Raw genomic sequence first — 12,590 nt, forward strand, 5'->3', positions numbered from 1 at the left:
CTCTAAAAGCACTTATCAGGCGAAGGGACACCGCAAATGCGGTGTCCCTTCGCCTTCGTCAAACTAGCCCTTGCACCGCGTAAAGTAAGGCTCATGAAGTCACGTCTTCCCCGAGCCTCCCGCAACTATGTGGAACAGCTGCGCCAAGAGTTGAGCCATCTGACGTCTGCGGAACGAAATAAGGTCATCGAGCAGACCCGGGCGAAAATCCAAAAGCTCCCGGGACGTGGCCGCAAGCAGGTTGAGCTGATCGAACAGCTGGGAACCCCGGGCATGCGAGCCGCGAAATTCCAGCGCACCGAACCCGAGGCGCTCCAGGTGCGCAGCGGCAAGGAATTCCTCAATCGCATTCTCGGCTGGCCGATTCTCGCCTTCGCGCTGCTCACCACCGTGGTGGTGTACTTCGGCCCTATTGCGGCACCGGGGAACTCCGGTGAATGGACGCCCTTCGCTGGCGCGGATGGGGCACTGGCCCGGTTCGAAGCGGTGGTCGGGGCTCAGGTGATCTGGGTAGCGATGCTTCCGGTGCTGCTCAGCGTGCTGGGCCTTTACCTGCAGAATATCTTCTCCACGATCATCGGGGTGCTCGGCGCCAGTGCCATCACGCTTGTGGTGATCGCCGGGTCCGCGGGCATCGGCCTGTTCTTCCTGCCCATCACGGTGCTGCTCTGGGCACAGGTGCTCACCCCGCTGATCATGATGCGCGGCTCCATGGCCCGACCAGGTCCGCTGTGGCTGATCGCCGGAGCGCTGCTCGTGCTGGCCACCGGAGTCTGGGTGGTTTCCGCAGGCCTTCGCGCCACCGAGCTCAATGGCTGGCTGATTATCGGTCCGGCGAGCCTGCTCGGCTTGCTGGCAGTGCTGCTGCCCACCCGTCAATGGTGGGCGCACGTCCTCTTGGTCAGTGTGGGCATTCTGGTAATCGCCGCCGGACTGGTGGCGGCAATGAACTCAATCGGCGCGCTCGCGTTGATCGGACCGTGGGTTTTCGGAGGCGTTGCGTTCGCCGTGGGGCATTTGGCGCTCGCCGGAAGCCTCTGGCACGAGCGGGCACGCAAGCTGTTGGCCCTGTATTAGACCCATTTTTGCGATAAAAGCCTGACGGCCGGAGGAATTCCGAAACTGGGCGCTGTCTAGGCATAGACTGTTGCTATGAGCGAAGCCACAAACCAGTTACCGGAAATTTCTGCAAAGCGTGGGCGTGGCCGCCCACGCAAGGATTCCGCCTGGACCGCATTTGCCCGCGAGGATCTGGCCGAACGGGCGCTGTTTATCGCCGGCGACGAAGGCTTCGCAGCGGTGACCATGCACCGCTTGGCCGCTGAGTTCAATGTGACCCCGCGTGCGTTGTACAACTACGTCAAGGACCGCCAGGAGATCATCAACCTCGCGGTGGAACTCTTCTTGGACAAGGCGCCTCTGATCGAATTCGATCCAGTGAACTGGCGCGATAGCGTGCGTTTGGCCTATGCGGAATCGCGCCGGATCCACCGGGAGTTCCCGCGGGCCTCGCTGGTGGGCATGGAAGAGAACGTCCAGGTGGAAATCGGTCCAAGGCACACGCTGCTGATCGAGCGGCTGCTCCAGTTCTACGTTGATATCAACTTGCCGCTGAAAACTGCTGTCACCATGGTCCGAGCCCTGGAGCAGGATGTGCTCGGCTTCGGGCTGCGTTTCGACTACGCCTATGACCGATTGCCTGCGGACCACAAAGATCTTGCCACTCGCGTGATGCCCGAATCCCGGTTGGATGCCGCCGCGCAGGTAGCCGCGCCGCAATGCCGAGCGGCGCTGCAGCTGCCCGGACAAACCAGCGACGAGATGTTCGAGGACCTGATCGAGCTGCGCATTATCGCCATCGAAGCGATTCTGGCGAGGAACGTGGCCTCCCACTAGGGAATAAGTTTTTGATTAGTTGCGCTGAACTACCTGTGCGCGCCGTGCGGCCACCCCCGATGGCGCTGCTAAACCTTGGAAAGTTGGACAATGCCTGAGCGATCTTTGACGGTACCTGAACCGCTATCGTCCGGCGCCCGCTGGCGATTGCTCTGGGTGCTGCTGGCGACCATGTTCATGTCTCTGGTCAGCGTCAGCATCGTAAACGTGGTGCTGCCATCGATCGAAAGCACACTCGGTGCCTCCGAAGCCGATATGCAGTGGGTATTGGCCGGTTATGCGCTGACCTTCGGTGTGGTGCTGGTAGCCGCGGGCCGCGCCGGCGACGTGCTGGGACGCGGTGTGGTGTTCGTGGCCGGCGTGGTCATCTTCACCCTCTCTTCCATTCTGGCCGGCTTGGCGCCGGATCCGACGAGCCTGAACGTTGCCCGGTTCATCATGGGCTTTGGCTCCGGACTGCTCAACCCGCAGGTAATGGGCATGATCCAGCAGCACTTCAAGGGCCATGAACGAGGACGCGCCTACGGGCTGCTGGGTACCGTCATCGGCGTCTCCGTGGCGATCGGCCCGGTGCTCGGCGGCTTCCTCATCGGCGGGCTCGGACCCGACGCCGGGTGGCGTTGGACCTTTTTGATCAACGTGCCGGTGGGAATTATCGCCGTAGTCCTGGCACTGCTGTGGCTTCCTAGGCCGCTCCTTGTGCGCGGCACCGGAAAGCTGGATTTGGACCCGGTTGGCGGCGTATTGCTGGCGGTCGGCTTGCTCGCCTTCCTGCTGCCCTTCGTGCAGGGACGCGAGAATCCTGTGCTCTGGTCGTTGCTCGCCGTTGGTCTGGGGATCTTGGCGTACTGGGTGTACTGGGAGAAAAAGTACAAGGCGCGCGGACGCTCCCCGATGGTCGAGCTGGCCCTGTTCAAGATCTCCAGCTTCACCAATGGAAGCCTGATCGCCGGACTGTACTTCATGGGAGTCAGCAGCGTCTGGGTGCTGGTCGCAATCTATGTGCAAAGCGCACTGGGTTTCAGTGCCCTGCAGGCGGGCTTGATCTGCCTGCCGGCGGCCTTGATCTCAGCCGTCAGCTCCCAGCTGGCGGGAAACTACGTGATGAGCGTCGGGCGCAAAATGATCGTTTTCGGTGCCGGCTGCGCGCTGTTTGGCTTGCTGGCCACCATCATGGTGGTGGAGCTCCAAGCACGAGACCTGCTCAATATCTGGTGGATGATGCTTTCGCTGGCCTTTATCGGCATCGCGCAGGGCTTCATCATTTCACCGAACCAGACCCTGACGCTGATGGAAGTTCCGGTGGAAAATTCGGGCAGCGCCGGAGGACTCATGCAGACCTCCCAGCGTATCGGCACCGCGGTGGGCCTGGCGATGATCACCGCGATCTTCTATGGTGTGAATCATTTATCCGGATGGACCAATGCGATGAGCTTCTCCTTCATTGCCATCGCGCTGCTGGTGCTGATCACCATGTTTGTCGCCATCATCGATCAGCGCAAAGGACACCGGGACCTGGTCTCGATCTCCTAAGGACCCGCTCAAAAGCAACGGCGCGTCCAACGAGAGCCGTTCGTTCTAGACCTCTGCACCCTCTTCGCTGCGTGCTACGCGTCAACGCCGCACTATGCGGTGAGCGACTTGATGCCGGAGTTCGCCGGGTGCTTCGTTGTATTTGGCGCGCTCCGGCGCCGGTTTCGAGCGTGACTGCTCCGCTCATTTCCTCTATTGCGTCCTTAGTTCATTGTTCCGCTGCTGCGTAATTCCATTCATCTTGCCTAGTCAATCGGTTTCAGTTGGCATTGTGCGGCGAGGTTCTGAGAATTGTCCGCGGAAAGTGTTGCTGTGTTCCGTATCACTTGCTACAGTTTTACCGCTCAAGGGGAAGCTATTCCCAGTGCATGGGAAGACGTTGCAAGTTGAACAGGGGTCAAAACATTGACTGAGAATCTACATCTAGGCGAGAACAATCTGCCACTGGCCGGTATTCGTGTGCTTGAACTAGGCAATTTTGTTGCTGCGCCGTTCGCCGCACGCATCTTCGGTGACTTCGGCGCCGAGGTGATCAAGATTGAACGGCCTAACGTAGGTGATGAACTGCGCGACTGGCGCAAGAGCCGTGGAACAACCTCGATGCTCTTCCGTACCGTGGGCCGCAACAAAAAGTCGGTAGCGCTGGATCTGCGCAGCGAACTCGGAGCCGAAGCGATTAAGAAGATTGTCGCCACTACGGACGTGATCATCGAGAACTTCCGCCCCGGAACCCTTGAAAAGTGGGGTCTGGGACCAGAGGTGCTCAATGAGATCAACCCGAATCTAGTGATCGTGCGGATCTCGGGCTACGGTCAGACCGGTCCTTACAAAGATCGTGCAGGCTTTGGCAGCTCGGCCGAGTCCTTCGCCGGACTGCGCTACATCACCGGCGAGCCCGACCGTCCGGCCGGCCGCGCAGCAGCCAGCCTTGGAGATACCGTCGCCGGACTCTATGGAGTCATCGGCGCGCTGATGCTGATGTTCAATCGCGCCCGAGGGGGCGGCAACCAAGCAAGCAACGTGGTGGACGTGGCCCTGTACGAGGGAGTTTTCTCGCTGCTCGAATCCCTCGTTCCCGACTACGACGCCTACGGGATGGTCCGCCAACGCACCGGCGGGCGACTGCCTGGCGTGGTGCCCACCGGCTCCTATACCTGCGCGGATGGGCTGGAGGTAGTAATCGGCGGGAACTCAAATTCAGTATTCGTCCGGCTGATGAAGGCCATTGGACGCGCAGACCTTGCAGCCGATAAGAGTCTGCTAACCACCGAGGGACGCGGGGCGCGCGAAGAAGAGCTGAACGGCGCCATCGAATCGTTCACCGGGAGCCTGCCGCTGGAACAAGCGCTTGAAGCCCTAGACGCCGCCGGAGTTCCCGCCGCACCGGTCTACGACGCACCATCCATCGCCAAGGACGAACACTATATCGCCCGAGGAATGATCGAAACCCATGAGGTCGTCATCGACGACGAACCAGAGCTGATTCGTTTCCCCGGTGTGGTCCCTAAGATTCCGGGCCACGAAGGATCCGTGCGCTGGATCGGACCGGAACTGGGAGAGCACACCGAGCAAGTCCTGCGTGAGCTGGCCGGCTTTGACACCGAGCAGCTGGCGGCCCTGAACGCCGAAGCGGTGAACAGCTAATGCGGGTCGAAGTTACCGACGTCTTCTTGCGCGATGGGCTGCAAGACGAACCAGTGCTTGTCGCCACCGAAGACAAGCTGCGCGTTGCCGAAGCAATGATGGATGCGGGGATCGGGCGGCTCGAGGTCGCTTCGTTCGTAAACCCCGCGCGGGTTCCGCAAATGGGCGATGCCCATGAACTGTTCGCCGGGCTCAACCGCCGTGCCGGAGTGGAATACACCGCATTGGCGCTCAACGGCAAAGGCATCACCCGCGCGATCAACGCGGGGGTGAGCGAAATTTCGGTGGTCTCCTCGGCTAGCCAGGCGCACAGCAGCGCCAACGCCGGGGCGAGCATTGAAGATGCGCTGGCCTCGCTGGCTGAAGATGTGGCCAAGTATCCGGCCATCCGGTTCGTGGCAGGAATTTCCACGGCTTTTACCTGCCCGTTCGAAGGCGAAATCAGCGCGGAACACCTGCTTCGGGTGGTGCGTGCCTTCAAATCCATGGGTATTAACGACATCGGGCTGGCCGACACCCTGGGCACTACAGAACCTGGGCGCCTCATGGACTCGGTTAAATACGTGCAGGACCAGGAACCGGAGCTGACCTACTACCTTCATCTGCACAACGCCCATGGCAAGGCACTGGAAACCGTAGGGCTAGCCGTGGACGCAGGGATAACCCGCTTCGATGCTGCCTTGGGCGGCTACGGCGGATGCCCATTTGCACCGGGAGCGGCGGGGAACCTGTCCACCGGTGAGCTGGTGAGCTACCTGCACGCCCAGGGGCACGACACCGGAATCGACGAAGTCGCGCTGGCCGAAGCAACCGCGCTGGCCCAGTCAGTGGTCGCTGCCTCTCCGGCACTAGCACCAAAAGAACTTCCTGCCCGTTAGGCAACGTAGCCTAATAACCTCACAGGTCCAACTATCACCAGCGGCATACGCCAGGCCGATGCTAAATGGACCGGCAAACATCGGGAGAATACGATGTCAAAGATCAATCAAGATGTAAACTTTCCGGGCCAAGACATGGATCGGGACCCGGAAGCCTTGGAGCAGCTGATTCAAAAGGCGCAGCTTCCCAAGGGCGCGCATCACTCAAATCCGCGCCATACGGCCATTACCGGCATGCCGATCTGGTTGTATGCCATCCTTGCCGCCGTGGTGCTGATCGCTGCGCTCACCGAGAAGCTGCCAGGCGGGATGCTCGGCGGTTTTGCGGTGGCCATGCTGCTCGGTGGACTGTTGATCTGGCTGGGTAACCTCTTCCCTGTGGTCCGCGACTTTGGATTGCCCACGGTGCTGTGCACCTTCGTTCCCGCGGTGCTGATCTTCTTTGGTCTGATGCCCGAAGCGATGACGGTGGTGGTGACCGAATTTGTCACCACCCACGGGTTCTTGGACTTCTTCGTCGCCGCGGTGATCGCCGGTTCCATCCTCGGTGCCCCGCGCGCCCTGCTGATCAAGGCGGGTCCGCGTTTCGCTATCCCGCTGATCTCCTGCATCTTGCTGGCTTTCACCCTGACCGGGGTGCTTGGTGCTCTCAGCGGCTATGGCTTCTGGACCGCGGTACTCACCGTGGCGGCGCCAGTGATGGCCGGTGGCCTTGGCCTCGGCGCGGTGCCGATGAGTGAAATGTACAGTGCGCACACCGGACAGGATTCCTCGGTGTTCATGGGGGACCTGATGTCTGCCGTGGTTATCGCAAACATCTTCTGTATCCTCATCGCCGGCGTGCTCAACGGCATGGGCAAGCGCAAGCAGCTGTTTGTCGGATTCAGCGGCAATGGTGAATTGATGCGAGTCAAGGGAAAGCGCCAAGAACTGGTCACCCCGCCCAAGCGTACCGTCGCCAGCTTCCTGACCTTGGGCAAGGGATTGGCCCTGACCGCGGTGCTCTTTGTGCTCGGTGAATTGCTTGGCGCCTACTTCGAAGTGCTGCATCCTTACGCCTGGATGATCATTGCGGCCGCGTCGCTGAAGATCTTCGGCCTGCTTCCCAAGGATCTTGAGGAGGCCACCACCGACTGGGGCGAAATGGTCACCGCGGTAATGGTTCCGGCCTTGCTGGTTGGCGTGAGCATTTCATTCATCGATATCAATGAGGTGCTCGGCTCGCTGGGCGACCCGATGTTCATGGTGCTCGTGGTATTCACCGTGATCATCGCGGGCCTCTCGGCCGGTTTCATCGGCTGGCTGCTGAAGTTCAACTTCGTCGAGGCCGCGATCACTCCGGGCCTGGTGATGGCAGATACCGGCGGCTCTGGTGATGTCTCGGTGCTCAGTGCCGCCGAGCGGATGCACCTGATGCCATTTGCTGCGTTGTCCACGCGCATCGGTGGCGCCTTCGTCTTGTTCCTTACCACTTTGCTGGTGCCCTTCCTTCCGCTATAAATCAGCGAACTTTTCTCCCTACGAGAAGGGCCCGAGCTGCGCAGTGCGCGTAGCTGGGGCCATTCTCGTATGTGCTCAACTATGTGACCGCAGGAGATCAAGCGCGAGGTTCTCGGTGGTGGCTTCGAACCGCTCGTAGTATCGACCCACTGCGCCAAAGTGCTGCGGGCAGTGCAAAACGTGGTATTCGTCTGCGAACTTCTCCAACTCATCGAGCGAGGAAACCGGAGCCACCGGCACGGCGGCGATCAGCCGGTGGGCGCCTAGTCGCCGAGCAAGCAGCAGCGCTGCCTTCATGGTGGCCCCGGTGGCCAATCCATCGTCACAAAGCACAACGGTAGTACCCGTCAGCGGGGGAGCGTAGCCAGCGAAGAGCCGGTCCAGCCGGTCCGCTACAATCCGGGCATGCTCCTCCACCCTTTCAGCCCGTGGCCGTCCGAACTCGGCGAGCACCTGGGCATGGATCGAGGGGTTGAGATAGGTCGCGAAGCTCCCGCGGTAGCTGGCCAGCGCACCGAATGCAGTTTCGGCAAAGCCCGGAAATCCCAGTTTGCGCACCGTCATCGCGGCCAGCGGGGCACCTAGCGCTTTGGCAACTTTGGCGGCGATCGGCACCCCGCCGCGCAGCAAGCCGGCAACCAGGTAGTTTGCCGGCGGCAGGGCGCTGGCCAGCTGAGCTCCCAGCTGCGTGCCGGCATCTTGGCGATCGGCATACTTCGGTGCTGCTTCGTTATCCACCCTTATAGTTTGCTCGTTTTGCGCCACCGACGATAGGCCTGGAAGGCGCTGCACGTGCAATCTCCGTCCCGCGGGCGTTGCCAGCCAATCTGGGTAATGCATCCGGGAGTGCCGGGTGAGGGCTACCAATTATCGATTCTTCATTGGCTCACCGCCCAGGTCGTTCTAGGCTGGGACTATGAAGCGATTCGTAGCAGTTCTAGTGATGCCGCTTCTTGCGGTGAGCCTTGCCTCCTGTGCCAGCAGCCCAGGGGCGGATGCAAACCCGGCCGGGCTGTGGGGAGACAAGGCGCAGGGCAGTCCGTGGCTGGAGCTGACCGAGGACGGAAAGGTGGCGGGCAACGATGGCTGCAACCGGATCGCCGGCCAATGGAGCGAAGCCGAGGGCGAGATCCGCTTCGAACAGCTGAGCAGCACCAAGATGTATTGCCTGGGGATCGACCCGTGGTTATCTTCCGCGGTGACCGCCCAGGTTTCCGGGGACAATATGCTCGTCCTTGATGCAGATAATGCCGAGGTCGGCACGCTGAAACGCGGAGGCTAGCAAAGCGGCGGATGAGAAGGCAGAAAAGCCTCAGGGGAGGATCCGAAATGGATCCTCCCCTGAGGCTTTTGAAATGCGGTCGGACTAGATGGTTCGGAAACCGGTGACCATCGGGCAATCGAATGGGTCGCGGGCCGAAAGGCCAACCTTGTTCAGGTAGGTGATGACCTGCGAGTAGGACTCACGCACGCTGGCGATGGTGTACGGAACGTCGTGGTCTTCGCAGTACTGGCGAACGATCGCTGATACTGCGGCCAGGTTAGCGCGTGGCATCGACGGGAACAGGTGGTGCTCCACCTGGTAGTTCAATCCGCCATAGACGTGCGACAGGATGCGGTTGCCCCAGGTGGACTTGGCCATGACGTTGCGTCCGGTCAGTACCTGGCGGGAGAAGAAGTCGATGCGTGCGCTCTGCGGAATCATCGGCATGCCCTTGTGATTCGGTGCGAACGAGGCACCCATGTAGACGCCGAAGACTGCCAGCTGCACGCCGATGAAGGCGAAAGCCATGCCGATTGGCAGGAAGTAGAAGATCGCCGCTAGGTAGATCGCGATACGCAGGGCGATGGAGATCATTTCGCGTTTGCGGTTCTTCACTCGGTTCGCGCGGAACAGGTACTTGATCGACTGCATGTGGAGGTTCAGGCCCTCCATGGTCAGCAGCGGGAAGAACAGGTAGCCCTGGCGTTCGGTGATCCACTTGAGCACACCACGCTGGCGCTTGGCATCTTCGGTCTGGAACGAGATGGTGTCCCACTCGATATCCGGATCCTTGCCGATGGTGTTCGGGGTGGCGTGGTGCTTATTGTGCTTGTTCATCCACCACTGGTAGCTGATGCCCACCACGATGTTGGCCAAGAACTGGCCAAGCTTGTCGTTGTGCTTGCCCGAGGACAGAATCTGGCGGTGCGCCGCTTCGTGGGCTAGGAAGGCGAACTGAGTTAGCAATAGCCCCAGAGCGCCGGCCATGAGCAGCTGGAACCAGCTGTCACCGAGCAGGATGAATCCGGCAATTGTTCCGCCAAGAAGGACGGTTAGGACTGTCGCTACGCCGAGGTAGTGACCGGGGCGGCGCTGCACCAAACCGGCATCAGCAACTAGCTTCTTCACGTGGAAGAAGCTTTTCGGATCGCCAGGTTTGACAGAGGGTGCGGTGGATTCCATGACTGAACTGCTACTCATGTAATTATCCTTGGGGTATAGGCGTCGACTTTACAGTCGAAAGAACTGAAAAACTCGGCTCCCATGTTTTAAAGCTTACGTTGAATATCTGTGAACTGTCTGTCCAGAGCCGAGAATTTCAAATTGTTTCGATTTCAATTGGCCTCGAAGTCAACACCTCTACGCCCGTGCTGGGCTAGTGGCGGACCGTAAGCTGGCCGTCGGCTATTTCCCACCGCGCGTCCAGACTCACATTTTCAAGCATCCGCCGGTCGTGGGTGACGAGCAGCAGTGCGCCCTCATAGCTATCAAGTGCCTCTTCGAGCTGCTCGATGGCCGGCAAATCAAGGTGGTTGGTGGGTTCATCAAGCACCAGCAGGTTCACCCCGCGCGCCTGGAGCAGCGCCAATCCGGCGCGGGTGCGTTCTCCGGGGGAGAGCGCGCCGACCAAGGAGGCCGAATGGTTCGCCTTCAACCCGAACTTAGCCAGCAGCGTGCGCGCATCGGCCGAGGTCATTTCCGGCAGGGCGTTTTCGAAGGCGGTGCCTAAGGGCAGATCTTCGGGCAGGTAGCTGCGCCCCTGGTCGATCTCGCCGATGGCCACCGAGGTGCCCAGCGTTGCGGTGCCCGAATCCGGGGACAACTTGCCCAGCAGCAGGTTCAGCAACGTGGACTTTCCCGCGCCGTTCGGTCCGGTGATGCCGATCCGTTCCCCGGCGTTCAGCTGGATGGACAGCGGGCCGAAGCTGAAATGCCCGCGATCCAATGCCACCTCGTTCAGCGTGGAGACGACCGAGGAGGAGCGTTCGGCCTCGGCGATCTCGAACTGCAGCACCCATTCCTTGCGCGGTTCAACCACCTCTTCCAGGCGCTTGATCCGCGATTCCATCTGGCGGACCTTCTGCGCCTGCTTCTCCGAGGATTCGTTGGAGGCTTTGCGGCGTAGCTTGTCGTTATCCGGGTTCTTCTTCATCGCGTTGCGCACGCCTTGGGAAGACCACTCACGCTGGGTGCGCGCCCGGGAGACCAGATCGGCCTTCTTGCCGGCGAACTCGTCATATGCCTCGCGGGCATGGCGGCGGTTGATATCGCGCTCCTCCAGATAGGAGTCGTAGCCGCCTTCGTAGACCGCGACCTGGTTCTGCGCCAGATCCAGCTCCACGATGCCGGTGGTACAGCGGGCCAGGAATTCGCGGTCATGGGAGACCAGGACCACGCCCGCGCGCAGCGAGGTGATGAAGTTTTCCAGGCGTTGCAGCCCGGCCAGATCCAGATCATTGGTGGGTTCGTCGAGCAGCACGAGGTCGAAGCGAGAGAGCAGCAGGGCGGCCAAGGCGATGCGCGCCACCTGTCCACCGGACAAGGCGGTCATCAGCGAATCCATGGGCAGCTCGAAGCCCAGTTCCGCCAGCACGGCCGGGGCGCGGTCCTCCAAGTCCATGGCGCCGGAGGCCATCCAGTGCTCGAAGGCTACCGCGTAGGCGTCATCGGCTCCGGGTTTGCCGGAGCCCAGCGCTTCGGCGGTGGCTTCCATGGTCGCGGTGGCCTGGGCGCAGCCGGTGCGGCGGGCCAGATAATCGGCGATGCTTTCGCCTTCGATCCGTTCATGCTCCTGGGGCATCCAGCCGATGAACGCGCCATCAGGAGCGGTGGACACGCTGCCACCCATCGGCTCATCGACCCCCGCCAACAGCCTCAGCAAGGTGGTCTTGCCGGCGCCGTTGGCGCCGACGATCCCATAGACCTCTCCGGGGGAGAGGGTGAAGCTGAGCTTGGAGAAGAGAGTTCGATCGGCGTGGCCCCCGGCAAGGTCCTTGGCCACCAGTGTTGCAGTCATAGTCTCAAGTTTAGGTTCTACCGTGCCCGACTCGTGCACATGCCTAGCGTTGGTTGGCGAAGGCCTGGGAAATCTGCGCGGCCGTGTGGGCAACCAGCGCTCCGTGGTCCACGCCCGGGGAGACCTCGCAGCGCGTGAGCGGCATGGCGAGGCAGATCGAGGCCACCACATGGTCCTTCTGGGTGATCGGCGCGCTGACCGAGCCGAGGCCCGGGGTGCGCAGTCCCACCGACTCCACCCAGCCGTTGGCCTCTACCGAGGAGAGGGCCGCGGCATCGAAGGCAAGCAGTCGGCCGCTGGAACCATAGGGCAGCGTCAGGCTGGCGCCGACCGGCAGGGTGGCTTTCAGTTCGTGCCGCGAGTCGACCGAAGCTACGCAGACTCGCGAGTCGCCGCGGCGGATCCACAGTTGGGCGGTCTCTCCGGTGGTATCGCGCAGGTGGGTCAGATGGCTGAGCCCCACGATTTCGAGGCGACTGCGCACGAAGCGTCGGCCGAGGCTGAAACTTCCCGAGGATTCGCGGCGCAGGAAGTCGTATTCGGCCAGGTTGAGTGCCAGACGGTGCGCGGTGGAGGTTGACAGTCCGGTGCGCCGGGCCAATTCGCTGGCCGTGGCGTCGCCGAATTCCAGTGCGTCAAGTATCAGGCAGATGCGGTCGAGCTGGCGGTTCGCGGTGGTCTCGGACAAGTGTTTGGCCTTTTCGCTGGAGGGAAATACCTCTTCAGCTGGCAGTTATTGCCACTTAGAGGAAACTGATTCCTACTGTATGGGAAAGAGTGGCGCGCAATCAAGGAAGAATCTTCGCGCCCCAGGCTGGTGATTCCGATCGCCTGCTGTTATTGTATTCCCACTAAATAG

General features: G+C 61.2%; 11 protein-coding genes. 7 read left to right on the top strand and 4 right to left on the bottom strand.

Going from position 1 to position 12,590, the window contains the following annotated elements:
- The first annotated feature begins 93 nt into the window (after positions 1–93).
- The 6 genes from LG294_RS06255 to LG294_RS06280 all read left to right on the top strand — a co-directional run bounded on the left by LG294_RS06255 (position 94) and on the right by LG294_RS06280 (position 7,451).
- Positions 94–1,077, top strand: coding sequence for a hypothetical protein (locus LG294_RS06255; protein WP_404290552.1), 984 nt, complete (start codon positions 94–96; stop codon positions 1,075–1,077).
- Between the two features lie 75 nt (positions 1,078–1,152).
- Complete coding sequence (locus LG294_RS06260) at positions 1,153–1,896, top strand: TetR/AcrR family transcriptional regulator (RefSeq protein ID WP_404290554.1); 744 nt, start codon at positions 1,153–1,155, stop codon at positions 1,894–1,896.
- 90 nt (positions 1,897–1,986) lie between these two features.
- Positions 1,987–3,429, top strand: coding sequence for an MFS transporter (locus tag LG294_RS06265; RefSeq protein WP_404290556.1), 1,443 nt, complete (start codon positions 1,987–1,989; stop codon positions 3,427–3,429).
- A gap of 405 nt (positions 3,430–3,834) precedes the next feature.
- Positions 3,835–5,073, top strand: a complete 1,239-nt coding sequence (locus LG294_RS06270; RefSeq protein ID WP_404290558.1) for a CaiB/BaiF CoA transferase family protein — start codon at positions 3,835–3,837, stop codon at positions 5,071–5,073.
- Complete coding sequence (locus tag LG294_RS06275) at positions 5,073–5,951, top strand: hydroxymethylglutaryl-CoA lyase (RefSeq protein ID WP_404290560.1); 879 nt, start codon at positions 5,073–5,075, stop codon at positions 5,949–5,951. The genes LG294_RS06270 and LG294_RS06275 overlap by 1 nt, the downstream gene beginning before the upstream one ends.
- A gap of 93 nt (positions 5,952–6,044) precedes the next feature.
- A complete protein-coding gene (locus tag LG294_RS06280; protein ID WP_404290562.1) occupies positions 6,045–7,451 on the top strand; it encodes a 2-hydroxycarboxylate transporter family protein in 1,407 nt (468 codons plus the stop codon).
- A gap of 75 nt (positions 7,452–7,526) precedes the next feature.
- Here the strand turns inward: LG294_RS06280 and LG294_RS06285 are convergent, their stop codons facing one another.
- A complete protein-coding gene (locus LG294_RS06285; RefSeq protein WP_404290564.1) occupies positions 7,527–8,189 on the bottom strand; it encodes a phosphoribosyltransferase in 663 nt (220 codons plus the stop codon).
- A 178-nt stretch (positions 8,190–8,367) separates the two neighbouring features.
- Between LG294_RS06285 and LG294_RS06290 the strand changes: the two genes are divergently transcribed.
- Positions 8,368–8,733 carry an META domain-containing protein gene (locus tag LG294_RS06290; protein WP_404290566.1) on the top strand — a complete coding sequence of 122 codons (366 nt, stop codon included), beginning with the start codon at positions 8,368–8,370 and terminating at the stop codon, positions 8,731–8,733.
- Between the two features lie 84 nt (positions 8,734–8,817).
- Here the strand turns inward: LG294_RS06290 and LG294_RS06295 are convergent, their stop codons facing one another.
- The 3 genes from LG294_RS06295 to LG294_RS06305 all read right to left on the bottom strand — a co-directional run bounded on the left by LG294_RS06295 (position 8,818) and on the right by LG294_RS06305 (position 12,419).
- Positions 8,818–9,915 carry a fatty acid desaturase family protein gene (locus tag LG294_RS06295; RefSeq protein ID WP_404290568.1) on the bottom strand — a complete coding sequence of 366 codons (1,098 nt, stop codon included), beginning with the start codon at positions 9,913–9,915 and terminating at the stop codon, positions 8,818–8,820.
- A gap of 175 nt (positions 9,916–10,090) precedes the next feature.
- Positions 10,091–11,731 (bottom strand): ABC-F family ATP-binding cassette domain-containing protein, encoded by a 1,641-nt coding sequence (locus tag LG294_RS06300; RefSeq protein ID WP_404290570.1) that lies wholly within the window; start codon positions 11,729–11,731, stop codon positions 10,091–10,093.
- Between the two features lie 43 nt (positions 11,732–11,774).
- Positions 11,775–12,419: an IclR family transcriptional regulator gene (locus LG294_RS06305; protein WP_404290572.1), complete on the bottom strand. Its 645-nt coding sequence runs from the start codon at positions 12,417–12,419 to the stop codon at positions 11,775–11,777.
- Between the last annotated feature and the right edge of the window lie 171 nt (positions 12,420–12,590).

It is taken from the genome of Glutamicibacter arilaitensis, assembly GCF_044793945.1.
GTDB lineage: Bacteria > Actinomycetota > Actinomycetes > Actinomycetales > Micrococcaceae > Glutamicibacter > Glutamicibacter arilaitensis_B.

Coding starts and splice junctions, on each gene's coding strand:
- LG294_RS06255 (WP_404290552.1), top strand. CDS start 94: ATGAAGTCACGTCTTCCCCGAGCCTCCCGCAACTATGTGGAACAGCTG.
- LG294_RS06275 (WP_404290560.1), top strand. CDS start 5,073: ATGCGGGTCGAAGTTACCGACGTCTTCTTGCGCGATGGGCTGCAAGAC.
- LG294_RS06265 (WP_404290556.1), top strand. CDS start 1,987: ATGCCTGAGCGATCTTTGACGGTACCTGAACCGCTATCGTCCGGCGCC.
- LG294_RS06295 (WP_404290568.1), bottom strand. CDS start 9,915: ATGAGTAGCAGTTCAGTCATGGAATCCACCGCACCCTCTGTCAAACCT.
- LG294_RS06300 (WP_404290570.1), bottom strand. CDS start 11,731: ATGACTGCAACACTGGTGGCCAAGGACCTTGCCGGGGGCCACGCCGAT.
- LG294_RS06280 (WP_404290562.1), top strand. CDS start 6,045: ATGTCAAAGATCAATCAAGATGTAAACTTTCCGGGCCAAGACATGGAT.
- LG294_RS06290 (WP_404290566.1), top strand. CDS start 8,368: ATGAAGCGATTCGTAGCAGTTCTAGTGATGCCGCTTCTTGCGGTGAGC.
- LG294_RS06260 (WP_404290554.1), top strand. CDS start 1,153: ATGAGCGAAGCCACAAACCAGTTACCGGAAATTTCTGCAAAGCGTGGG.